19 protein-coding genes are annotated in these 23,051 nt (G+C 60.3%); 2 read left to right on the plus strand and 17 right to left on the minus strand.

Annotation, left to right across the window (positions count from 1 at the left end; genetic code table 11):
• Window positions 1–141 precede the first annotated feature (141 nt).
• From AXW79_RS10690 to AXW79_RS10735, 10 genes are all read right to left on the minus strand, one after another.
• The gene (locus AXW79_RS10690; protein ID WP_011899171.1) at window positions 142–3,870 is read right to left on the minus strand and encodes a DUF6701 domain-containing protein; all 3,729 of its coding nucleotides are present in this window, start codon (window positions 3,868–3,870) and stop codon (window positions 142–144) included.
• Complete coding sequence (locus tag AXW79_RS10695; RefSeq protein WP_005316363.1) at window positions 3,870–4,295, minus strand: hypothetical protein; 426 nt, start codon at window positions 4,293–4,295, stop codon at window positions 3,870–3,872. The genes AXW79_RS10690 and AXW79_RS10695 overlap by 1 nt, the downstream gene beginning before the upstream one ends.
• A gap of 37 nt (window positions 4,296–4,332) precedes the next feature.
• Window positions 4,333–5,262, minus strand: coding sequence for a PilW family protein (locus tag AXW79_RS10700; RefSeq protein ID WP_170321041.1), 930 nt, complete (start codon window positions 5,260–5,262; stop codon window positions 4,333–4,335).
• The gene (locus tag AXW79_RS10705) at window positions 5,262–5,762 is read right to left on the minus strand and encodes an MSHA biogenesis protein MshD (RefSeq protein WP_085941664.1); all 501 of its coding nucleotides are present in this window, start codon (window positions 5,760–5,762) and stop codon (window positions 5,262–5,264) included. The genes AXW79_RS10700 and AXW79_RS10705 overlap by 1 nt, the downstream gene beginning before the upstream one ends.
• A gap of 95 nt (window positions 5,763–5,857) precedes the next feature.
• Window positions 5,858–6,748 (minus strand): ExeA family protein, encoded by an 891-nt coding sequence (locus AXW79_RS10710; RefSeq protein WP_005316369.1) that lies wholly within the window; start codon window positions 6,746–6,748, stop codon window positions 5,858–5,860.
• 92 nt (window positions 6,749–6,840) lie between these two features.
• The gene (gene mshL / locus AXW79_RS10715; protein ID WP_005316372.1) at window positions 6,841–8,511 is read right to left on the minus strand and encodes a pilus (MSHA type) biogenesis protein MshL; all 1,671 of its coding nucleotides are present in this window, start codon (window positions 8,509–8,511) and stop codon (window positions 6,841–6,843) included.
• A gap of 70 nt (window positions 8,512–8,581) precedes the next feature.
• Complete coding sequence (locus AXW79_RS10720) at window positions 8,582–8,902, minus strand: SctD/MshK family protein (RefSeq protein WP_011899175.1); 321 nt, start codon at window positions 8,900–8,902, stop codon at window positions 8,582–8,584.
• Window positions 8,895–9,542 carry a hypothetical protein gene (locus AXW79_RS10725; RefSeq protein WP_005316380.1) on the minus strand — a complete coding sequence of 216 codons (648 nt, stop codon included), beginning with the start codon at window positions 9,540–9,542 and terminating at the stop codon, window positions 8,895–8,897. Before AXW79_RS10725 ends, AXW79_RS10720 begins: the two co-directional genes overlap by 8 nt.
• Window positions 9,542–10,135, minus strand: a complete 594-nt coding sequence (locus AXW79_RS10730; protein ID WP_005316382.1) for a PilN domain-containing protein — start codon at window positions 10,133–10,135, stop codon at window positions 9,542–9,544. Before AXW79_RS10730 ends, AXW79_RS10725 begins: the two co-directional genes overlap by 1 nt.
• A complete protein-coding gene (locus tag AXW79_RS10735) occupies window positions 10,135–10,998 on the minus strand; it encodes a type IV pilus biogenesis protein PilM (protein ID WP_005316385.1) in 864 nt (287 codons plus the stop codon). Before AXW79_RS10735 ends, AXW79_RS10730 begins: the two co-directional genes overlap by 1 nt.
• A 69-nt stretch (window positions 10,999–11,067) precedes the next feature.
• On the opposite strand from AXW79_RS10735, the gene AXW79_RS10740 reads away from it, so the two are divergent.
• Complete coding sequence (locus tag AXW79_RS10740; RefSeq protein ID WP_042467445.1) at window positions 11,068–12,015, plus strand: 1-aminocyclopropane-1-carboxylate deaminase/D-cysteine desulfhydrase; 948 nt, start codon at window positions 11,068–11,070, stop codon at window positions 12,013–12,015.
• Window positions 12,016–12,037: 22 nt separating this feature from the next.
• Here the strand turns inward: AXW79_RS10740 and AXW79_RS10745 are convergent, their stop codons facing one another.
• Window positions 12,038–13,966: an EAL domain-containing protein gene (locus tag AXW79_RS10745; RefSeq protein ID WP_005316391.1), complete on the minus strand. Its 1,929-nt coding sequence runs from the start codon at window positions 13,964–13,966 to the stop codon at window positions 12,038–12,040.
• Between the two features lie 662 nt (window positions 13,967–14,628).
• On the minus strand, window positions 14,629–15,279 hold the full coding sequence (locus AXW79_RS10750; protein WP_005316395.1) for a class I SAM-dependent methyltransferase: 651 nt from the start codon (window positions 15,277–15,279) through the stop codon (window positions 14,629–14,631).
• 268 nt (window positions 15,280–15,547) lie between these two features.
• On the opposite strand from AXW79_RS10750, the gene AXW79_RS10755 reads away from it, so the two are divergent.
• Window positions 15,548–16,645 (plus strand): calcium:proton antiporter, encoded by a 1,098-nt coding sequence (locus tag AXW79_RS10755; RefSeq protein WP_005316398.1) that lies wholly within the window; start codon window positions 15,548–15,550, stop codon window positions 16,643–16,645.
• 72 nt (window positions 16,646–16,717) lie between these two features.
• Here the strand turns inward: AXW79_RS10755 and hutH are convergent, their stop codons facing one another.
• The 5 genes from hutH to hutC all read right to left on the minus strand — a co-directional run bounded on the left by hutH (window position 16,718) and on the right by hutC (window position 23,043).
• Window positions 16,718–18,250 carry a histidine ammonia-lyase gene (gene hutH, locus AXW79_RS10760; RefSeq protein WP_005316401.1) on the minus strand — a complete coding sequence of 511 codons (1,533 nt, stop codon included), beginning with the start codon at window positions 18,248–18,250 and terminating at the stop codon, window positions 16,718–16,720.
• A gap of 1 nt (window position 18,251) precedes the next feature.
• Window positions 18,252–19,955 carry a urocanate hydratase gene (gene hutU / locus AXW79_RS10765; protein WP_005316404.1) on the minus strand — a complete coding sequence of 568 codons (1,704 nt, stop codon included), beginning with the start codon at window positions 19,953–19,955 and terminating at the stop codon, window positions 18,252–18,254.
• 55 nt (window positions 19,956–20,010) lie between these two features.
• Entirely contained in the window at window positions 20,011–20,955 is a 945-nt protein-coding gene (gene hutG / locus AXW79_RS10770) for a formimidoylglutamase (RefSeq protein WP_005316408.1), read from the minus strand.
• On the minus strand, window positions 20,948–22,183 hold the full coding sequence (hutI, locus tag AXW79_RS10775; protein ID WP_005316411.1) for an imidazolonepropionase: 1,236 nt from the start codon (window positions 22,181–22,183) through the stop codon (window positions 20,948–20,950). Before hutI ends, hutG begins: the two co-directional genes overlap by 8 nt.
• 155 nt (window positions 22,184–22,338) lie before the next feature.
• On the minus strand, window positions 22,339–23,043 hold the full coding sequence (gene hutC / locus AXW79_RS10780; protein WP_005316414.1) for a histidine utilization repressor: 705 nt from the start codon (window positions 23,041–23,043) through the stop codon (window positions 22,339–22,341).
• Window positions 23,044–23,051: the final 8 nt, after the last annotated feature.

The raw sequence follows: 23,051 nt of genomic DNA on the forward strand, positions 1-23,051 counted from the left end.
CCAATGGGCAAGCGCTCAAACTGTCGCCAACCCATCAGGCGCGACAAAAATGCGAGTCATCACTCACCCGCACAGGCTGACAAACGCTAATAAACAAGAAGATAGGGGGGAAGATCGCGAAGATCCGCCGCCCCGCCTCCATTACGGCATCACTTCGCGCCGATAAATAATTCTGTCATTGCCCCGGCTGGAGCCAAAAATGGCCTCGCCTTGCAGAGTAACAGGGTCAGACAACCAGAGCGGCCGTGATGGCTGTTTTGACAAATCGACCTTGTAGGGGATCCGTACTGCAACATTAGGTGCACCAAAGTGAAAAACGATCTCGCCTTGCTTTGCCCTGGCAGAACTGGCTGGAACAGCTTGACCACTTAATGTCAGAGTACTGCTATATGGTGTGGTTAATAACGGGGGTACCTTGCCTGTGACCTCGTAAGAAGATGTCACGCCGTTAAAGCCAATCTTGCGATCAGGATCTTGAGGCTCTACCGCTGGCAGTGGATCAAAACCATTATTCGCCAGCGATAGCTGAGTACAGTAGTCCTCGTCGTTGATCACCCAACCACCTTGTTCGAAACGCTGTGTCAATAACTTCAAAGGCAAGTTGGCACTATCAACACCACGATCCTTACCTGCCAACAATCGACCGAAATAGACCTGCATGGCCACACTGTCGATCAGCCGGGCATTGCAACCAGCGCCGCTGCAATTGCCGGCCACGGCATCGTTGAAGTCGGGGCTGGCAATCAGGGTACGTTCGCCATCGTTGTCTTTCATATAGAGACCAAACAGCAAAGACTGGTAAGGGCCATCCTGTTGAGTGTCGGAGAGGCGAACAAACTCGCTATTACCGGTAAACGCCGACCGCCCATTCACCCAGGGCAGAGCAGACAGGCTGCGCAACCGGGCCGACAGGGATTTGCCATCCTTGTTGTTGGCAACGGAGAGATAGGCGTCCCCCTTGGCAAACAGCCCCGTATAGTTCTGGGTCTGCCCGCCAGACAGGTTGCGGGCCCGCACATCCAGCGTGACCCCAAAGGGCTGCCCCATATAGGAGAAAGCATTGCAGGCCGGCACTATGTCGCCGCTGACCAGATTGAAATCGGCGGGGATAAAACGGCCCACCGGCTGGCTCTGGGCGGATGGGATTGTGTAAGTGAAGTAACCGCTGGCTGGCGGGGTCGCCGTCATTCGGAACACCCCCACCTCGCTCACCGTCTGGTTGACGCTGTTGAGACTGTTGGCGGCAGCCCCATGGTTATAGCTGGTGGTGCCAAGCGTGGCATTGGTGCCCGGGCTGGGTGCCACCAGGGTGCTGCCCAGGGCAATCCCGTTAAGAGCGAAATTGGGCGTTGCCTGATTTCCGGTGCAGATATCCCCATCATTGGCGGATTCCCAGGCCATCGCCTTGATGTCTACCTGAAATGTCTCTCCCGCTTTCTTGAACACAGGGCAGCTGCTATCACCTGCCGCGCAGACCCCTTGCGGGGGCGTAATGCACAAACCGACCGGGCGCGCCACAAACTGATCCGCGCCGAGCATCACCAGACCGGCTTCACTGCCGGTGCCATCATAACTGGCATCCAGTTGCACCTTGCCCGCATCCGGATAATTAACCGTGATGGTCGACTGCCCCTGATCATTAAATGCGAGGGAGAGCGGTGTTGCAGCCCCCTGACTGGCACCAATCGCACTGCTATTGACGCTCATCTGGCTGTTATAGGGGTTACCGGTGGGGGAGATATAGCTGCTCCAGAACTTGACGCTCTTGGTCTGACTGGCAAACCCCGGCACACACAGCTTGGTCACATCGCTCTTTTTGATCGCCTTGATAGTCACCGTCTGCGGCTGATTGGAGTAGGTATCAGGCACATCAAAGAAGAAGCCGCTATCGGCAAAATTCAGGGTACAGGCTGCGGTACTGGGAGTCCCAGCCCCGGCCTTGCACAAGGTGGAACTGAATGGCTTGGTCGTCGGAGTCGAACCGGAAACGCCGATGGTCACCGCGGTCGGCGTATTGTTACGCAACTGCACAGTGGTCGAACCGTCGCTAAAGGTCACCGTATTGCCGCCAATCCAACCATTGCTGGCAGAAATAGGGGTAAGACTCAGGGTCGCGGTCACCGGGTCTTTGATAAGCGTGGTACAAGCAGCATCGGCACACGCGTTGACCGTCACCGTCTCGGGATTGCACGTCAGCGGCTGACCGGAGTGATCAAGCTGGAAGTGGTCAATCTGCACCCCGATCGGGTTGGAGCGCAGGGCGCAGATCTGCACATTGTCGAGTTCATGTACGTTGGTGGAGCCGCCCGTTGAGCCGGTAAGAGAGAGCAAAAAGTCGCTAGGCACCTGAGCCTGGCCGTTCTGACTTTGGGCATTGAACGAGTCGATCAGGGTGACGTAGCCACTACCTGTATCCCGCTGAATTTTCACCATCGACTGCCCGCTAACGCGGGAGTCAATGGTCAGCTGGTACTTGTGATTGGCGCTGCCATTACCATCCACCCTCGGATTAAGGCAAGCAGTGTTTGTATTGCTCGCACCATTGTTACAGGTGCCACGTAGATACCTATAACCAGCAGTACCGGAACCAGACCCTCTAATCACAACTGACTGACGACGCTGCCCTACGTTGGTTGTCCCACCTTCACCGGAGTAATTGCCAAACTCGTCAAGGCCAACGCCCAGCCAACCCCCAGCAAAACCGGGGATACCAGGCTTGAAGCCATAGCCAAGCGGGCCACCAAATGCTCCTGGCTGCGGTGTTACTGTCGCGTCGGATAGCACGACCGCCATACCATCAGCCCCGTTTCCTCCATAGGCATAATGATTAAAAGTAATCGTCACCAAATTGTTGGCAGCAGGAAACAGACGTTGATAGGTAGTGGATGTAGACTGGTCGCCAGCAGCTTGAGTCAAACGTAAACGACTGCTGACAATCGAGGGAGTAAACGAGCCGCTGCTGGTTTTAACCACCCAGTCACTGCTCAGCGAACCTGATGAGAAGTTATCGTTAAAACAGGTCAGGGAAGGTGTAAACGCTTGGTCATTGATGGCGCTGTTACTCGCCATTGTCAGAGATCGGCTGGTCGTACGACCGTTGATGACCGAGGTATTATTCATCACTAAAGCCTGATCGGAATAAACGAACCCATTCAGCAAGGTATCGCTGTTCAGAGTGATATTCTGATACCCGAAAAGCAGCAGAGAACCCGTACTGGATCGGTTCAGAACAGCACCGTTGAACTCCGTAGCCTGATTGACGAAGATCCGCACATCTCCCTGAACTTCAATCTCCGCCCCTTGGTTGAGGGTTAACTGATCGATCCAGTAGTCTCCGCTCGGCAATACCAGCTTGGCACCACTGCCCGCCTCCAGTTTTTGGATCCGATACTCTGTACGGGCTGAAGAAAAGGTCACAGTACAGCTGTTATAAAGAGAGAGGCTGGAAAACTGGTACTGACTGGCACTGCCCAAGTTAATAGAGTCGCCGGCATTGCAATAAGAGATGCCACCATTACTACCATTACCAGTAAGAAATGCGTTGCCACTTGTAATGGAGAGTCCCTGAATCGTCGAACCGGTGACAGTACATTGGCGACGCGAACCGTTACTGTTATCACAGCCATCGAGTGGCAAGCCAGCCCCCAGATTTGACGTGCAATATTTCAAGGCTGCGCCGGCCGTCCCAGAGATTTTGGCCTGACCATTTTGGGTAAGAGCAGGATTACCCAGCGTATTACACGAATAACCGGTATTACCCCGATGACCCTGAGCCACTGCTGGGAAATAGGTCGCTGTATCGATCACCTGAAACGCACTTGCTGCGCCACTAAATAGCCACATGGCTGCGACGATCCATAAATTGCGCATCAGGGAGTTCCTCCATCATAAGCTTCGACCATCAGGGTTCGGCTCACGGTAAAATCAGGGTTGGCACCGTTGAGATCCGAGCTGCCACAGGTTCCGACACTCTCGAGACGATAGCCATTGGTCACAGATCCGTTATATGTCACCGGCACCGTGGCGCAACGAACCACAGCCTGACAGTTGGTCAGTCCGGGAGTGCTGGCAAAGCTCAGTGGGCTGCTTGCCAGGCAGACCGCAGGTGGGGTCGGTTGGGCAAGCGTGCGTTTGGGGAACAACCGATAGAGCGCCACTTCCAGCCCGCTCTGGGCGGCCAGCAGGGCACGCACACTGCGCACCTCCACCGTATTTTTCTCACCGCTATCGACCAGAAAACGGCCCATGGCAGCCGCCAGCAGCGCCATCACCACAATCACAAACAGGGCGATCATCAAGGCACTGCCTCGCATCCGTCCGAAAGCCTGTGGATCAGGGGACATTGAACACCTCTATCTTGTGGTTGAAGGTGACCGACTCCCCCTTGCGCTCGAACACAAAGCGCATGCCAAACTCCCCTTCGGCGTTAAACGCCGAGCTTTCCCGATAGAAGGTGCCAATACGAAGGGAGTCCGCCATCAACACGCCCTGTGCAGGTAAGGATGCTCCAATGGGCGCAGTGGCACGGGTGAGCGTGCTTCCTTCCACACAGTAACGTACCTGCTGGTTGGCAAAGTAGACCCGACTGCCGGGAGAGAGGCCAGCCAGGCTCTCGGTACTGGTATAGCGGATGGTTTGCGCTCCGGATACGGGCGTCAGCACATCGGTAACCCTGGCTACACAGCGGCCATAATCGCAGCCTGCCGTGAGCGAACCGACATTTTTGTCCGGCACGGGGAAGACGATCAGCTGATCATCTTTTTTGACGGCGGTGGCATCCACATCCAGTGGGTTGGCAGCAGAAGCCGGGGTCGCCATCACCAGCTCAAGGGTGGCAGTGCTCCCCGACATGGCACGGTTAAGCGCCAGATAACGGCTGGAGGTGCTGATGGGCCAAAACCGCAGACAGGCACCGGAGTCGACCCATGTCCCGCCAGTCGTCTCGATCCGTTCCGATCCTGGCACCGCATCGCGCAGCTCGCGGTTAAGCCGCTCCATGGCGAAACGGGCATCGCTCATCAGCTGCTCACGGCTGCTGGCATCGCCATAAATCTGGCTGCCGATACCGATAAACTGGCTGGTAAAAGTAGCCATTATCCCGAGCAGCAGGATGACCATCACCAGCTCAACCAGAGTAAAGCCACTGTTACCCCGAGGTTTGCGGTAGGTTCGATTAGCCGGTAGGTGTAATCGAACGTCGGAAGTGGTTACAAACGCAGACATTCGGACAGGCAGGCAACACCCGACAGCGGAGCGATCCATCAGTAGTTCCCCCGGTAGAAGGAGAAATCCAGCACGCTCCCATCCGGCAGCTTGATCTGCAAATCAATGCGTTTGCCCACATAGCAGGGGGCGGCACAACTCTTGAAGGTGCCGTCGCTGAAATCGGCCCCGCTCACCGCAATTTTCACCTGATAGTTGCGATACTCCTCACCGCTGACTCCCGCCGCAGTCTGGGTCAGGGTGTTTGCATCCAGCCAGTTACCTGCGGTATCGAAATCATCCACATCGTTATAGGCATAGGATGCAGGCTCGCCATCCGGACCATAACTGGTGGAGCAGGGAGAGATGGTCACCCCTGCCACCTGCTCGCCACAACGATAACGACCACCGTTATGATCCGACTGCTCATCGAACGACTTTTGCAACATCTCGCCGGCCAGACGCTGGGCCAGCTGGGCGGCACGTACCTGCTGCACCGGGTCCACCGCCTGCGGCGCTTGATTGATAAGTAATCCCAACATGCCGGTCAGCACCAGCATCCACCAGCCCTGTTGCCGCACGGGCGGCACATAGACGGCCCCCTCGCCACCCTGCTGGCGCTGCTCCAGATCCTTGAGCATCTGATTGATCACGCTCATGGCCAGACTCCATAAGCCAGGGCACACCCCAGCAACAGTAACAGGGGCCACCAGCTCAACGGCGCAAAGCGGCTGGCATCGTCGGTATCGCGAATGGCGAGCCGCACCAGACGGCTGTCGATCTGGCGAGCCCCCTGGCCATAGGCCAGCATCAGGCACTTCTGCGCCAGTATGTTGATAAGCCTGGGGATCCCGCGCGACGCCCGCCACAGCAGGCGCATGGCACGACCGGCAAACAGCGGCGCACCGCGATAGCCGGAGATCTGCAATCTGTGCTCCAGATAGGCACGGGTCTCGTCAAAGCGCAGGGGGCGCAGGCAGTAAGAGAAGCCGATCCGCTGACGCAACTGGCGCAAATGAGGCTTTGCCAGCCGGGCGTCCAGCTCGGGCTGACCGAACAGCACGATTTGCAGCAGCTTGTTCGACTCCGTCTCCAGGTTGCCAAACAGCCGGATCGCCTCCAGGGTCTCGTCCGGCAGGGCCTGCGCCTCGTCGATCAGCACCACCACTCGACTGCCCTGCTGATGCAGGCTGATAAGGTGGCGATGAATACGATCCGTGAGATCCAGTTCAGCCCCCTCCCGCACCGACAATCCCAGCTCCAGCGCCAGGGCTGTGCGCAGCTCGGCCGGCGTGAGGTGCGGGTTGGGCAACCAGGCCAGACGCACGGGGTGAGCCTCAGACCCCAGCTCACTCAGCAGCTTGCGACAGAGCAGTGTCTTGCCGGTACCCACCTCGCCGGTCACCTTGATGAAGCCCTCCCCCTGTGCCAGCGCCCAGTTCAGCACCTGCAACGCCTCTTCGTGGGGCGGCAAGCCATAGTAAAAACCCGTGTTGGGGGTGAGGCCGAACGGCGCCTCCTGCAAGCCGAAGTGGTTCAGGTACATGGGTTGTCACCTGCCATCCCGAGCAAGCAGCCTGCGGTGACGCAGGGCAAGAGGGCACATGGGGTAAGGCTGACCGCGCGCTGCTTCATGGCTTAGCCCTTGGGCGGATACCACTTGTCCAGCAGATCGGCGCTGCGTTTCAGCTCGTTCTGCCAGGTGTCTTTCTCCACCACTGTGGGCTTGAGCAGGATCACCAGTTCCACCTTCTTGGTGCTCTCGCGACGGTTGGTGAAGGCTTCGCCAATCCAGGGAATGTCCCCCAGCAAGGGCACCTTGCTGACGATCTCCTGCTTGTCGGTCTTCATCAGGCCACCGATGACAATGATGTCACCGTTGTTGGCCTGTACCACTGTATCGGACTCGCGGATCGAGCTCTTGGCGAGCGGCAGTTCCAGCCGGCCACCGGAGGTGCCCATGTCGATCACCTTGTTCTGCTCTTCCGTATCGATAACGGAAGGATGGATATGCAGCAGCACCTTGCCCTCTTCGTCGATCTGCGGCGTCACGTCCAGCGAAATCCCGGAGAAGAAAGGTGTCAGCTCAACGTTCGGTGTTCTATCCGACACCCCGGACGAGTTGCTGGTGATGGTGGTCGAAGCCTTGGTGACGAAGTACTCGTCCGTCCCCACCTTGATCACCGCCTTCTGGTTGTTGGTCGCCGTCACCCTGGGGCTGGAGAGAGTATTCACATCCCCCTGGGTCTTGAGCAGATTGACCGCCACGTTGAAGTTGCCGTCGGAGATCTTGAAACCGGCCCCGCCACCCAGTGCGGTGAAGATCTGATTGGGGGTCGTGGGCAACTGGGTCGGAGAGAGAGAGCTGCCACCGGTAATGCCCTTGTTGCCATCCCAGCTGGCGGAGAGACCGCTCCAGTCCACCCCCTGCTCGTACCCCTCGTTGAGGGCGACCTCCAGGATCCGCGCCTCCAGCACCACCTGACGCTTGAGGTGAGTCTCGGACTGGCTGAGGAATTCACGCACCGCCTTGAGCTCTTTGGGATAGGCACGGATGGTGACCAGACCCGCCTGCGGGCTGGTGATGACGGCGCGGCCATCGCCACTGCCGATCAGCATCTCCAGCGAGGTGCGCAGATCGGTCCAGTAGTCACTGTTGGTGTCTGTCTCGATACGGGTGCCATTGCTGCTGTTCGAGCCGGAACTGCCGTTGGACGAGTTGTTGCTGCCACTGCTGTTGCCGTTGGCATTGTCGACACTGCTGTTATTGCTGTTGTTGTCGTTGGCCGTCACACCGCCGGTACTGACAGAGGTGCGGGACAGACCCCGGCGGGACATCATCAGATAGTTCACCGGTATGGTCTCGGTGCGCAGGCCAGCCGGATAGACGTGGAACACGTTACCCTTGCGCTGCACGTCGAAGCCGTACATGTCACCCACCACGGCCAGCACCTCGGGCAGAGTCACGTCCTTGAGCTCGACGGAAACCAGCCCGCCCACCCCTGGATGCACGGCCACGCTGTAACGGGAGCCCTTGAACAAGGAGCCGAAAAACTCCACCGCCTCCACATCGTGAGCGGCGATGCGCAGCCGCTGCTCCGGCATGCTGATGGCCTGGGGCGGCCGGTTCATCTGCAGCAGTTCGCTTTGTACCGACTTGGGTACGGTCGCCAGAGCGCCGACCTTGTTCTGCTCGGTCATGGCGTGTTTCAGTGCGTCCTTGGCCTGCACAGGTTCGGGGTGCCGGTAGCTGGTACAGCCTGCAGCCAGAACGGCTACGGAGATCAGGCAGAGATGATTTTTTTTCATGTAATGAGTGCACCCTGACTTGCAATTAAACTCGACAAACCTTGCCCCGCCCATCCCGGGCAGGGCCCGTTCAGATACGGATCTTGCTGGCAAACAGGGTCAGCGACTGGCGCTTGCCCCCCTTCTCCAGCACAACGGCATCTGCACTGATGGCCACCAGTCGATATCCCTCGACCTGCTGGCCTACCCGGTAACTTTTCCCGTTGAGCACCGCCAGCGCCGGGCCGTTGCCCAGCACCACGCTCTGCAACTTGGGCAGACCGGCGCTCTGGCTCTCTACCGCCCCCGCCTGGCTGTTGACTCCCTCGAGCGGTTCGGTGGGATCCTGCAGCACCTCGGCCTGGGCCACTGAGCCCAGCAGGCAACACAATAGCGTCAGCCATCTAGCCACGAATAAACTCCTTGCTGGTGCTCAGGGTGTAGATTTCCATCTCCACCACCGCCTTGGGGTGCGCTTCCACCCGATAGTCAAACTGCTTCCAGTAGAAGTGACGAGGCAGCGCCTCCAGCGCTTTCAGGTACTGATACACATCGAAATAACCGCCTTCCAGTTTGAGACGAATACCGTGCTTGAACAGGTTGATGCCCTGATCCCCCGCCATCAGCGGCTCAGGGGCGAGGGAGGTCAGCGCCAGCATGTGCAGATTGGTGGAGCGTGACAGCAAGGCCTCCAGTACCTCCGGCATCTCGTGGGCCGGGATCAGATCCACCGTCTGGGCCTTGAGTTCGGCATCCAGCTTGCCAAGCTCACCCTCAACCCGCGCCAGCTGCTCACGTACATTCTGATCGGGATCCCGTGCCAGACGCGCCTGCTTGCCCAGATTCTCGAGATCCATGATCTCCAGATCCCGCTGGGCCGAGGTCAAGGCCAGGCGCTCCTGCTCAAGGTGCAGGGTGGCATCATCCAGCCAGCCATAAATGCCACCGGCACAGACCAGCACCAGCCCGGTCAACAGTATCAATATCCGCTCGCGCTGGCTGAGGGCGGCAATCTTGTCTGCCCACGCCAGCCATTGTGCTTTCAGGCTCATCAGGGCTTCTCCCGCTCGATACCGCTGAGCTGGAAGGCCAGGCGGCCCTCCTTGTCACGGCTCAGGGTCAATTCACCAAACTGCTTGCCCGCCAGCGACGGTGCCTGCTTGAAACGGTTTACCCACGCGGGCACATCCTGGCTGCGACCGGCGAAGCCGGAGATATTGATGCGCCCCTCGGCGATCTCAATCCGCTGCAAGGAGAGCTGTTTGTCCCGAATGCGGGAGAGATCGGCCATCAGGCCGGCGTAGCCCTGGGATTTTTGCAACGCCAGGCTGCCCAACTGACGCATCAGCCCCTGCTTGGCTGTCAACTCTTCCTGCTTGTTGGCCAGCAGCTGTTGCAACTGTGTGTTGGCCTGATGGCGAGTCAACGCGGCATCCAGCCGCTGGGCCTCCCCACGTTTGACCTCCAGCGCCGCGCGCACCTGTGCCAGTTCACGGCTGACCCCTTGCTGCTGCCAGCCGTAAAAGGCAGCCATGCAGAGCAACAGGATCACGCAGCCCCCCCACACCAGCGCCATCTGATTGAGGCTGGCCCACTGGCGTTTGGGGCGAAATTCTGCGCCATAGAGGTTTATCTGACGTTTCATCAGGCAGGCTCCCCGATGGCTGCGGCATAGGCCGACAGGTACTCAACACCGGCCAACACAGCCTTGTTGGCCATGGCGGAGACGGCAAAACCGAAGGTCTGCTCCATGTGGCGCACCAGGGTGCCGATGAAGGAGGAGGCGATGGCGAGCTGCATCTGGCCAAGCTCCGGCAGCTTGAGCTGGCCGGCCAGATAATCGAGGGAGCGCTGGATCTCCAGCGCCAGTGAATCGAGCAGCATGCTGTCCGGCTCATGCTCGCCGGTGAGGGCGGTGAAACCGCGCAGCTGGCGGGAGAAACAGAGCCCGCCCTGATGGAATACCAGCAGTTGAAGATCCTGCCCCCGAGGTTGCCACAGCAACATGCGTACTGTGTTGTCGGCCTCATAAAGCGCCGTCATGGCCAGCTCGTCGCTGACGATGGCATCCAGACTCGCTATGCTGTTGACCGCATCCGCCAGTTGCTGCACCCGCGCCTTGGGCACGCAGATCACGTTGATCCGCGGCCTGCCAGCCGGTGGAGTGGGCAAGTCCACGTAATCCATGGCGAGCTGCAACACGGGCTCGTTGACATAATCCTTGATGGCCCAGGGCAGAGCGCCCGCCATTTCTGCCTCGGGCACGGCGGGCTTGTCGATCTGGACTTGCTGATAAAGAGTAGCGGCGAGTGCGACCCGCACTTTAGACTTGGCGAGGCCATGGCGGCTGAACAGCTCGCTCATGGCAAGCGGCCACTCTTGCGGGCCGTTTATGGCGCGGGTGGCGAAGACAGGGGGGTTGCCCAGCGAGGCCAGCATGATCCGGTCGCTGGCAAGCAGGAGCCCCACCTGACGGCTTGGGGTTGAACGTCTGAAAAGTTGTTTCATTGAAACCCGCACCTGGCTGCATAAAACGCATTAAACCTTAGCATAAACAGGGCATTAGCCTCCAGATAAATGACGGATTACTCATTGTTACCCAGTTCGACCCGCCCGCAGGCGTTTACCCTGCAACCGGCCCGGCTGCCCTCGCCACTGGAAGCCATCTCCCACCCTCTGCTGCGGCAATACGACGTCCAGCTCTGGTGCAAACGAGATGACCTGATCCACCCGACCATCTCGGGCAACAAGTGGCGCAAACTCAAGTACCAGCTGCAACATGCCCAGGAACAGGGCATGCAGCACCTGCTCTCGTTTGGCGGTGCCTATTCCAACCACATTCATGCGCTGGCGGCAGCTGGGAGTCAATCTGGCCTGAGAACTACCGGCATCATACGTGGTGAAGCAGAGGCCGTCAGCAACTCCACCCTGAGCGCAGCAAAAGGCTGGGGCATGGATCTCATTTTTGTCGACCGCCAGAGTTACCGGCGGCGTCAGGACCCCGACTGGCTGGCCCAGTTTGCGGCGTCCGATACCCTGATAGTGCCGGAAGGAGGCAGCAGCCCGCTCGCCATTCCCGGGGTGGCCGAGCTGGTCGACGAGGTGCCCTTCTCGCCGGATCTCTGGGTACTGCCCTGCGCCAGCGGCGGCACCCTGGCTGGCCTGATCGCCGGCAAACGGGATCGGGAGCAGATACTCGCCATCGCGGTACTGAAAGGAGCAAACTTCATCGCTGACGAGGTGTGTCGCCTCCATCCCGCTGCTGCCAGCACGCCCGGCTGGCAGATAGCGCTGGATCACCATGATGGTGGCTATGCCAAATTCAGCCCGGCCCTGTGGCAGTGGGTGCAGGATTTCAGCGCCGAGACAGGCCTGCCGCTGGAACCCATCTACAGCGGCAAGGCGATGTGGGGCCTGTTTCGCGAGCTGGCCGCCGGGCGCATCCCCCGTGGCAGCAAGATAGTCTTTATCCACACGGGTGGCATGCAGGGACTGGCTGGTTTGAAGGAGCAGGGCCGGATCTGAGGGCAGCCCTGCGGCCACACCATCAGGCGCCGGCCGGTTCCATCACCAGCCGCTCCGGCTCGGCGAACCAGGGTCCCTGACCGGCATGAACACCGAGGTGGCGCAACATCTTCCACTCGTCGCCACTCTCCACCCCGACGGCGATCACCCGGGTACGGGTGTTGGCGCAGCCTCCCACCAGGCTGCGCACCGCCATCTGGTTGACCTGTCGGGTGTGGATCTCCCGCACCAGACTGGGGTGGAGCTTGAGGAAGTTGATCTCGAACTCCTTGATGTATTGGGTACTCACCACATCCTGACCGGCGTGATCGATGGCCAGCTGGCAGCCCAGCATGCGCAGCGCCCGCAGCGGCCGCTTGAGTGCCTCGTAGTGGCGAGTCACCTGGGCTTCGGACAATTGCAGGATCAACCGCTCGTTGGTGCTGCGCGGCAGCTGGAACAGATCGAAGAAGAGCCAGCGCTGAAACTCGCGGTGCAGCAGGCTCTGGGCACAGAGGGTCAGACTGATGGGGCAGCTCTGCTCTGAGCGCTGACGCAGCAGCCGCAGGGTCTGTTCCGCCACCAGCCGATCCAGTGGCAACAGCAGCCCCGCCTTTTCTGCCATGGGCATGAAGACGCCAGCCTGCAATGCCCGGCCCTGCTCGTCGTGAATGCGGATCAGCAAATCTTGCTGAAGCACCACCTGATCCCGCTCCTGCTGCACCGGTTGAACGTAAAAATCGATGCCATGCTCCTCGATACGGCGCCCTATCAGGGTGCGCCAGCGTACCGTGCCCTTGCTGCTCTGCTCCTCATCCAGCTGCTTCTCGTAAAGGAACCAGCCGGTATGACCCTGCAGCCGCGCGCTCTTGAGCGCCAGCTCGGCCTCTTCCTGCACCTTGAGCAGGGAATCCTGCGCCTGATAGCAGACGGCGCCGAGGTAGACGGCGGTCTCGACATTGACCGCCGCGGGCCAGTGCAGTCGCTGCAGGCTCTTGTGCAGCTGGCCCGCACCGTCCACCATCTCGCTCTCGGACATGTTGGGCAGCAGCACGGCGAACACCTGACCGGCATAGCGGGCCTGCAGGGCGCCGTTGTGCTTGCGCACGAAGGCGGCGATGGAGGCACTCGCCTCCATCAGCAGCTCCTGGCTCTGGCGCCCGCTCAGCTCGGGATCCAGCTCCTCCAGACCGGCGAGGTCAATCAGCAGCACACCGCCGCTCATCACGCTCGCCTCCATGATGGCGCTCTCGAGCCGGTTGTCGAAGAACAGCCGGTTGCCTATGCCTGTCATCTTGTCGACGAAGGCATTGCTGCGGATGAAGTTGTCGAAGCGGCTGCGCTCCTTGCGGGCATCCGCCAGCTCGGCCAGCAGATGATCCAGGGCCTGACTGGCGGAGACGGGCCACTCCTCCGCCGGATCGTGGGCCAGCTTGGTGAGCTTGTTGTCGAGAATAAGCTGGGCCCTTTCGGCCAGCAGCTCGGCACCTCGCAGTTGCAGCCGCAGCCAGCGAATGGAGTACCAGAGCCCGAAGATGACGATGAAGATACCGAGAGAGATGCCGGACATGGCCTTCATGGAGTATTCGAACTCCTTGAACGGTCGCTCCAGCTTGAAGTCGGCTTGCATGCCTGCCTGATGAGAGATGGGCTGGCTGTAGGGGATCAACAGACTCTCGTCGGTCTGCTGTTGCACGTCGCGAAACCAGTAAATCCGCTGCTTGCCCTGACGGATCTCCAGCTCCACCACGTGGGCCGAACGCAGCAGGGTCGGCAACCAGCGGGTGAGCACCTGATGGTCATCGGCCACCTCCAGCTGCTTGTCGATCACCTCGACCAGAGAGTTGACCTTCTTTTGCTGCAGCTCCATCCCCAGCTCACGAAAGCTGAACACACCGCCTAGCAGCACCATGGCCATGGAGGCGATCACGCACAGGGTAATAAACGAGACAAGCTGAGTAGTCAGTTTCATATGCCTTCCGTATGCCCGACAACATCCATGTGGCTTCATCGTATCAGCCAACGCCGAAGCGCGCCTATGGACGAAGATCCCGCTTCTGGAATTAAGCAGGCGAGCATAACCAAATGGGCACAGGAACACCAAGCCTGACGGCGAGCCGGCCGTGAAAAATGACCACAGGGGCAGGAAACGGAAGATGGGCGACAGGATCAGGGAATTTCAGGCAGAAAAATGGTCCCACTAAGGGGACCGAAAGAAACACTCATATCAAAACTAACACTCTGTGCTACTGACAAAAAAACAGATACAGGAGTATTGAACACACGGTGAGTCAAACCGCACGGCTACTCTAGCCATTTCAGATAAGCTGGACAATTGTCACTTATGACAGGTAAGCGATTGAATCTTCATCAGCGTGTTTTATAAAAACCATATTTATCATTGAGTTATAATTTATCATTGCCACGGCGTTCCCTGCGCATCAAATTGATACAGCTAATGCACCAGAACAACGCCTCCCATTTGCATCCCATCCGTGTATCAAACCCTTCCCCCTTGCGACAAATCCCGCCCTCAGGCTTATGCCGCCGCGGCCTTGACCGCCCACCTGGTCGATAAAGAAACCACTACCGGATAGGGAAGCCTGGCGCGACGGCAGCCCATACTGCCGATGACTAGCGCCGGTATTGCAGGATCTGGCCACGAAAAGGCTGGCTCAGATAGCTCACATCCAGTGGCTTGTGCTGACTGTGCTGATAGCCCAGGGTCACCATCCGCTTGCTGAAGCGGGCATGCAGGCCACGACCCGGGTCCACCAGGATCACCTCGCAATGGGGCTTGGCGTGTTGTTCGATAAAGGCGGCCAGGGTCTCGACCTGACCACGCTCATAGAGCAGATCGCTGCCGATGATGAGATCGAAGCGACCCAGCGCCGTGGTGGCATCTGCCCAACCGGTGCGAATAAAGGGGATGAGGCTGCCTTTGTTGAGCTGCACATTTTCCGCCAGAAAGGCACCCGCCTCCGGGTGATAATCAGTGGCCGTGATGTCGGCCAGCCTGTGGTTGAGCACCAGACTCGCCAAGGCGATGCCGCAGCCCACCTCCAGGATCCGCAAGCCAACTATCTCGTACTCCACCATCAGATGGGCCAGCACATTGCCGGAATCCCAGACGATACCGAATAGCGGCCAGAAGGCTGAAGAGATGCCGAGCGCCTCTGCCTCCCCCTCGTCATCGGAGAATTGCTGGTTGTCGCGCAGGGTGCGCAGGTGGATGTCGAGTTCGCCAAACTCTATGGTGTGATAGCGCAGACGCACAACAGACATGGGAGTCCTTGGTCGGAATGCCGCCAGATCCACAAGAGCATGAATGCGATCGGCATAGCCCATGCTACGCAGCATACGGTCAGATTAGCTATCTATATCCCGACCATCGGCCGACCACGGGGTATCACTACTTGGTTTGTAACAAAATGATTTTTCCCGATCCGGGCAACAGCCTTTATCATTGTCGGGGTAGTCACCTACCGTGACCTTGCATCATTGCCTCCATACCCCGTCGGCTCATGCCGCCCCGAGATGAGAACCATTGCCTATGAAGTCATTTATCCGGCAAGAGATTGCCCTGCCCGTTGGCCTGCTTACCCTGCTGTTCTTCAAGACCATAGGGAGCGAGCTGCTGACAGAGGCGACTCCGCTCGGGATTTATCTGCCTGTCTCGGCGGCGCTGCTTGCCATCGTCACCTGGGCCATTTTCTCTGTGGTGCGCCACTCGGATGCCCTCGCCATCAAGCTGGGTGAACCCTTCGGTACCCTTATCCTGACGCTCTCCGTCATCTCGCTGGAAGTGGTGATGATCTCCTCCGTCATGCTCACAGGCGACCCCAATCCCGTGATGGCCCGCGATACCATGTTTGCAGTGGTGATGCTGGTCACCAATGGCCTGGTGGGCTTCACACTGCTGTTTGGCGGCTGGCGCTACCACACCCAGAGCTTCAATCTGGATGGGGTCAAATCCTATCTGGTCGCCATCATACCGCTGGCCCTGCTCTGTCTGGTGCTGCCCAACTTCACCCGGGGTGGCACCATTGGCAGCATGTCGAGCCCCATGTCCTGGATGCTGATCATCATCTCCATCCTGCTCTACGGTATCTTCCTGCTGATCCAGACCCGCAGCCACAGCCACTTCTTCGTCGACAGCGACCACGAGGATTACGAGGAGCACCACGGCCCGCTGCGCAGCAACGTCTATCACACCATACTGCTGCTCGCCTATCTGGTGGTGGTGATCCTGCTGGCCAAGACCCTGGCCGTGCCCATCAACTTCGGCGTGAAGATCATGGCGGCGCCTCCTGCGCTGGGTGGCTTTATCGTGGCCTGTATCGTACTGGCCCCCGAGGCAGTCGGTGCCATCAAGGCAGCCTTCAACAACCAGTTGCAACGGGCCATGAACCTCTATTTCGGCTCCGTGCTGGCTACCATAGCCCTGACAGTACCGGCCGTGCTGTTCATCGGCGCCATGCTGGGCCAGGAGGTGCGCCTCGGCCTCTCCGCCGCCGACATGGTGCTGCTCGTCACCACGCTTATGGTCTGCAAGGTCACCTTCAGCAGCGGCCGCACCAATGTGCTGCACGGCGCTACCCACCTGGTGCTGTTCGTGGTTTATCTGTTCCTGATGTTTGAACACGAATAACCCGCGCCAGCCAACACCAGCAACGACAAGACCGCCCGATGGGCGGTCTTTTGCTATGAACCGAATGAGGGCTTAGAGGCTGGGCAGCACACCGGCCGGGATCAGGTCGTTGTAACTCGCCCTGGCCAGCAGCGCAGCCGCCGCCTCTATGTCCGGCGAGAAGTACCTGTCCTTGTCGTAGAAGCTCACCTCTGCACGCAGCAGCCCCTTGGCCTGCTCCAGCAGCGCTGTGGTGCGCAGCGGAGCACGGAAATCCAGCCCCTGGGCCGCCGCCAGCAGCTCGACGGCCAGTATGCCACGGGTGTTCTCCGCCATGTCCGCCAGTCGGCGAGCGGCAAAGGTGGCCATGGATACGTGATCTTCCTGGTTGGCGGAAGTGGGCAGGCTGTCCACCGAGGCCGGGTGAGCCAGGCTCTTGTTCTCGGAGGCGAGCGCCGCCGAGGTGACCTGGGCGATCATGAAGCCCGAGTTGACGCCGCCGTTGTTGACCAGGAAGGCTGGCAGGCCAGACATGCGGGAATCGATCAGCAGCGCCATGCGGCGCTCCGACAGCGACCCGATTTCGGCGATGGCCAGCGCCAGGTTGTCGGCGGCGAAAGCCACGGGTTCTGCATGGAAGTTGCCACCGGAGAGGATCTCCTCATCCTCGGCGAACACCAGCGGGTTGTCGGAGACAGCGTTGGCCTCGCACACCAGCACCTCGGCGGCGTGGCGGATCTGGGCCAGACAGGCACCCATCACCTGGGGCTGGCAGCGCAATGAGTAAGGATCCTGCACCTTCTCGCAGTTGTGGTGGGACATACCGATCTCGCTGCCATCCACCAGCAGGTGACGATAACAGGCGGCCGCATCGATCTGGCCACGCTGACCGCGCACCTCATGGATGCGGGCATCGAACGGACGACGACTGCCCAGAGCCGCCTCCACACTCATGGCGCCTATGGTGATGGCGCCGGCGAACAGATCTTCGGCGTGGAGCAGGCCTTCCAGCGCGAACGCCGTGCTGGCCTGGGTACCGTTGAGCAGGGCCAGTCCCTCCTTCGGAGCCAATGAAATAGGCTCGAGACCCGCGATCTTCAGCGCCGTGGCGGCGTCCATCAGCTCGCCCTTGTGGCGGGCCTTGCCCTCCCCGATCAGCAGGCAGCTCATGTGGGCCAGCGGCGCCAGATCGCCGGAGGCACCGACGGATCCCTTCTTCGGCACCACAGGATAGACTTCGGCGTTGATGAGGGTCATCAGCGCCTCAAGCACAGTCAAGCGGATGCCGGAGAAGCCCCGCGCCAGGGAATTGACCTTGAGCACCATCATCAGCCGCACAGTGGCGTCATCCATGTAGGTACCGATGCCGGCAGCGTGGGAGAGCACGATGGAGCGCTGCAATTCGTCGAGCTGCTCCACCGGAATGCGGGTGTTGGCCAGCAGGCCAAAGCCGGTGTTGATGCCATACACAACGCGGTTTTGCTCGATCACCTTGGTGACCACGGCTGCGGAGGCGCGGATCCCGGGCAGCGCGGCCGGATCCAGGCTGAGATGGACCGGCTCGCGGCTGACGCGGCGCAGGGTGTTGAGGCAGAGCTTGCCCGGTAACAGATTGAGTTCAAACATCTTATTTAACCCCTTTGGCCGTTGCGGTCAGCATCGGCAGATCCAGTTTCGCATCAACGGCACAATTGATGGCAATCTCGTAACCCGCATCCGCATGGCGCATCACGCCGGTGGCCGGATCGTTGCGCAGCACGCGGCCGACCCGCTTGGCGGCGTCATCGGTGCCGTCACAGACGATCACCACACCCGAGTGCTGGGAGAAGCCCATGCCCACGCCGCCACCATGGTGCAGCGACACCCAGGTCGCGCCACCGGCCGTGTTGAGCAGGGCATTGAGCAGCGGCCAGTCGGAAACGGCATCGGAGCCATCCATCATGGATTCGGTCTCCCGGTTCGGGCTCGCCACCGAGCCGGAATCCAGGTGGTCGCGGCCAATCACGATCGGCGCCTTCAGCTCGCCATTTTTCACCATCTCGTTGAAAGCCAGACCGAGGCGTACCCGATCCTTGACCCCGACCCAGCAGATCCGCGCAGGCAGGCCCTGGAAGGCGATGCGCTCGCGGGCCATGTCGAGCCAGTTGTGCAGGTGGGGATCGTCCGGGATCAACTCTTTGACCTTCTGATCCGTCTTGTAGATATCTTCCGGATCGCCGGACAGCGCCACCCAGCGGAAGGGACCAATCCCCTCGCAGAACAGCGGGCGAATATAAGCAGGCACGAAGCCGGGGAAATCGAAGGCGTTTTTCACCCCTTCTTCCAGTGCCATCTGGCGGATGTTGTTGCCGTAATCGAGGGTCGCCGCGCCACGGGATTGCAGGGTCAGCATGGCTTCCACCTGACGGGCCATGGAGTGACGAGCCGCCTGATTCACTTCCTGGGGCGCAGATTTTTGCAGCTCGCGCCACTGGGCGACGCTCCACCCCTGCGGCAAGTAGCCGTGGATGGGGTCGTGGGCCGAGGTCTGGTCGGTCACCACGTCCGGGGTGATGCCACGGGCCACCAGCTCGGCAAAGACATCGGCGGCGTTGCCGAGCAGGCCGATGGAAACGGCGGTGCCGCTGCGTTTGGCCTCCTCGACCATGGCCAGCGCCTCATCCAGGCTGTGGGCCTTCTTGTCGACGTAGCGGGTCTTGAGGCGAAAATCAATGCGGGTCTCGTCGCACTCGACGGCGATCATGGAGAAGCCGGCCATGGTAGCTGCCAGCGGCTGTGCGCCACCCATGCCACCCAGACCGCCGGTCAGGATCCAGCGCCCTTTGGGTTCGCCGTTGAAGTGCTGATTGGCCACCGCGAAGAAGGTTTCATAGGTACCCTGCACGATTCCCTGAGTGCCTATGTAGATCCAGGATCCGGCCGTCATCTGGCCGTACATCATGAGACCTTTCTTATCCAGCTCGTTGAAGTGTTCCCAGTTGGCCCAGTGCGGCACCAGGTTGGAGTTGGCGATCAGCACCCGAGGCGCATCCTTGTGGGTCTGGAACACGCCGACCGGCTTGCCGGATTGCACCAGCAGGGTCTCGTCTTCCTCGAGCCGGGTCAGCACCTCGACAATCTTGTCGTAGCAGGCCCAGTTGCGGGCGGCGCGGCCGATACCGCCATAGACCACCAGGGATTGGGGATGCTCGGCCACTTCCGGATCCAGGTTGTTCATCAGCATCCGCAGCGGCGCCTCGGTGAGCCAGCTCTTGGCGGTCAGCGTGGTACCACGGGAGGCACGGATGACACGGCTCGGATCCTGACGGGGATCCAGGTGTTGCTCAGACATACACACTCCTTGTTTTATCAATGCAGCAGCATGGCGACCTGCCCTCGGCAGAGCGCTACTTGGTTAACTGATGGACCAGCCGGGCGGCCACGCGGGCGCTGCGGTTATCCTGATCCAGGTTCGGGTTGTACTCGGCCAGGTCGGCGAGCCGCAGCTTGCCGCTGGCCTGGATATGGGCGATCAGGGGTTCGATGATGGCCAGCTCGACGCCGCGGGCGGCGGGGGCACTCACCCCCGGCATGACGGCGCCGGGCAGCACGTCCAGATCTATGGTCAGATAGATGTGGTCACTCTGGGCGATAAAGCTATCCAGCCCGCTTAGCAAGGCAGGCAGACTACGCTCGCTCATGGCCTCATCTTTCACATACCAGACCCCCAAGGCGTCAGCCCTTGCAAAGAGCGCCTGCGTATTGGCGGTCTCGGCCACCCCCAGGCAGGCGTAATGGAAAGGCGTTCCCTGAGCAGTACACTGCTCGGCGATCTGGAAGAAGGGGGTGCCGGAACTCGCCTGCTCTACCTTGCGGCGCAGGTCGAAGTGGGCATCGAAATTGATGATGCCGACCCGGCCCTGACCGACCAGATGACGGTTGAGACCGTTCCAGCTGCCGAACGCCACCTCGTGACCGCCTCCCAGCACCAGCGGGAAGTGTCCCTCATCCAGCAGGCTCGCCACCCGCTCGGCCAAGCGGGCATGAGCGGCATCGAGATCGCCGTCGTCACAGGTCAAATCCCCGCTGTCATAGACGGGGCGGGTCAGATGCCAGGCACTGTTAGCCAGCAGCTTGCGGATCGCCAGCGGTGCGCCGGCGGCCCCCACACGCCCCTTGTTGCGGCGCACCCCCTCGTCGCAGGCAAAGCCCACCAGAGCGACGCCGGGTTCGGCAGTACCGCTCAGCGGCCAGGCCTGCACCTTGTCGTACCAGCGCAGGGCGAGCTCGCCATCTTCCGGATCCTGGCGCCCCTGCCAGACCGACATATGGGACAGGCTGAACTTATCCATGCAGCGTCTCCTCCCCGTTGACGACCCGGCTCACCAGCTGATCGACCCCGATGAGGTAGCTCAGCTCGGCCGGGTGCGCGCAGTTCCAGACCAGGAAATCCGCCAGCATGCCCACTCTCAACTGCCCCAAACGCTCCTGCTCGCCAAGTGCGCGGGCGGCGTTGCGGGTCACCCCGACCATGGCCTCGACCGGGGTCAGACCGAACAGGGTACAGGCCATGTTCATGGCCATGCGCAGCGACACAATCGGGGCAGTGCCCGGGTTGATGTCGGAGGAGACCGCCATGGGCACATGGGCCTTACGCAGGGCGGCGACCGGGGGTAGCTTGGTCTCTTTCAGGAAATAAAACGCGGTGGGTAGCAGGGTGGCGACCACGCCGCGGTGCGCCAGCGCCTGGATCCCTTCCTGATCTAGATGCTCCAGATGATCCACCGAGAGGGCACCAAAGTTGGCGGCCAGCGCACTGCCTCCCAGGTTGGAGAGCTGCTCCATGTGGCCCTTCACCGGCAGACCGTATTGATCCGCGGCCAGATAGACCTGCTCGGTCTGGGCCAGCGAGAAGCCGATGTGCTCGCAGAAGACATCCACCGCATCCGCCAGACCCGCCTCGGCAGCCGCAGGGATTATCTCCTGGCAGATGGTCTCGACCCAGGAGTCGGGATCATCGCGATATTCTGGCGGCACCGCATGGGCAGCCAGCAAGGTGGTCTTGACCCGAATGGGCAGCGCTTCCCCCAGTCGGCGGGCGACCCGCAGCATCTTGAGTTCATCTTCCAGGGTGAGGCCGTAGCCGGATTTGATCTCTACCGTGGTGACCCCTTCCCGGATCAGCGACTTTATCCTGGCTGCCGCCAGCGTGAAAAGCTGCTCCTCGCTGGCGGCACGGGTGGCCCGTACCGTGCTGAGAATGCCGCCACCCTTGCGGGCGATCTCGGCATAGGGCACCCCTTTCTGGCGCAGTTCAAACTCTTCGGCCCGGCTGCCGGCAAAGATGAGGTGGGTGTGGCAATCGATGAGACCCGGGGTTGCCAGCTTGCCCTTCATGTCCTGCCAGTGGGCAGGATAAGGGCCCTTGAGATCCTGCATGGGCACCAGAGCGTGGATCTTGCCTTCATGAACGCCGAGGGCGTGGGGTTCCAGCAGACCGTAGTCAGCCAGATCGGGGCGCAGGGTGGCGGGTGTCACGTTGAGCCAGACCCGCTCGCAGTTCAACAGTTCCTTGTTCATACCGACCTCTAAATGTATATACATTATCTTATATCCGATCTCTGCCAGGAAAGAAAGGATCAAGTTCACATCTTGATAACAGCGCTTTTATTAGAGTTTAAGCACAAAAAAGCCCACCATAAGGTGGGCTCTGTTAAAACAATATGTATATACAATTAACTGAGGCTGGTCTTGGAACTCAGCTTGTAGCGGGAGCCTGGCGAGAGCAGACGGGCATAGGAGACCAGATACCCTTCCGACCAAGTACGGCGGTGCAGCAACAGGCAGGGGGTATCGACACGCACTTGCAGCAGACCGGCCTCACCGGCACTCGGCAACACGGCCTCTACCACATGCTCCATCTCGGAGAGAGGACAGACGTCCATCAGGTAGCGATTCGGGGTCTGTTGAGTGAAATCCTGCTCGCCATAACCGGGCAGACGCTCGGCATCGACGAAGCGCTCCTCCAGTTGCAGCGGCTCCCCATCGGCCTGATGAACGATGAGGCTGTGGAAGATGGCAGCACCGACTCTCAGCCCTAGCTGGACCGCTACCTTCTCGTCGGCGGCCTGGCGTTGCAGCCGGATCACCCGGGCACTGTACTGGCTGCCCCGCTCGGCAATCTCGTCGGCTATGTTGCGAATGGCCAGCAAGGGCGACTCGGTACGCCTGTCCGCCACGAAGCTGCCGGAACCGGCGGTGCGCACCAGCCACCCCTCGGCAACCAATTCGCGCAGTGCCTTGTTGACCGTCATGCGGCTCACTGCAAACTGCTCGCACAGGGCCGCTTCGGTCGGGATCCTGTCCCCCGCCTGATAGTGGCGTGCACGGATCCCGTCCAGGATGTGCTGCTTGATCTGAAGATAGAGGGCTGGCGCCAACGGCAGGC

The organism is Aeromonas salmonicida subsp. salmonicida, from assembly GCF_001643305.1.
Taxonomy (GTDB): domain Bacteria; phylum Pseudomonadota; class Gammaproteobacteria; order Enterobacterales; family Aeromonadaceae; genus Aeromonas; species Aeromonas salmonicida.

Coding starts and splice junctions, on each gene's coding strand:
- AXW79_RS10690 (WP_011899171.1), bottom strand. CDS start 3,870: ATGCGCAATTTATGGATCGTCGCAGCCATGTGGCTATTTAGTGGCGCA.
- AXW79_RS10695 (WP_005316363.1), bottom strand. CDS start 4,295: ATGATCGCCCTGTTTGTGATTGTGGTGATGGCGCTGCTGGCGGCTGCC.
- AXW79_RS10700 (WP_170321041.1), bottom strand. CDS start 5,262: ATGGATCGCTCCGCTGTCGGGTGTTGCCTGCCTGTCCGAATGTCTGCG.
- AXW79_RS10705 (WP_085941664.1), bottom strand. CDS start 5,762: ATGCTGGTGCTGACCGGCATGTTGGGATTACTTATCAATCAAGCGCCG.
- AXW79_RS10710 (WP_005316369.1), bottom strand. CDS start 6,748: ATGTACCTGAACCACTTCGGCTTGCAGGAGGCGCCGTTCGGCCTCACC.
- mshL (WP_005316372.1), bottom strand. CDS start 8,511: ATGAAAAAAAATCATCTCTGCCTGATCTCCGTAGCCGTTCTGGCTGCA.
- AXW79_RS10725 (WP_005316380.1), bottom strand. CDS start 9,542: ATGAGCCTGAAAGCACAATGGCTGGCGTGGGCAGACAAGATTGCCGCC.
- AXW79_RS10730 (WP_005316382.1), bottom strand. CDS start 10,135: ATGAAACGTCAGATAAACCTCTATGGCGCAGAATTTCGCCCCAAACGC.
- AXW79_RS10735 (WP_005316385.1), bottom strand. CDS start 10,998: ATGAAACAACTTTTCAGACGTTCAACCCCAAGCCGTCAGGTGGGGCTC.
- AXW79_RS10740 (WP_042467445.1), top strand. CDS start 11,068: ATGACGGATTACTCATTGTTACCCAGTTCGACCCGCCCGCAGGCGTTT.
- AXW79_RS10745 (WP_005316391.1), bottom strand. CDS start 13,966: ATGAAACTGACTACTCAGCTTGTCTCGTTTATTACCCTGTGCGTGATC.
- AXW79_RS10750 (WP_005316395.1), bottom strand. CDS start 15,279: ATGTCTGTTGTGCGTCTGCGCTATCACACCATAGAGTTTGGCGAACTC.
- AXW79_RS10755 (WP_005316398.1), top strand. CDS start 15,548: ATGAAGTCATTTATCCGGCAAGAGATTGCCCTGCCCGTTGGCCTGCTT.
- hutH (WP_005316401.1), bottom strand. CDS start 18,250: ATGTTTGAACTCAATCTGTTACCGGGCAAGCTCTGCCTCAACACCCTG.
- hutU (WP_005316404.1), bottom strand. CDS start 19,955: ATGTCTGAGCAACACCTGGATCCCCGTCAGGATCCGAGCCGTGTCATC.
- hutG (WP_005316408.1), bottom strand. CDS start 20,955: ATGGATAAGTTCAGCCTGTCCCATATGTCGGTCTGGCAGGGGCGCCAG.
- hutI (WP_005316411.1), bottom strand. CDS start 22,183: ATGAACAAGGAACTGTTGAACTGCGAGCGGGTCTGGCTCAACGTGACA.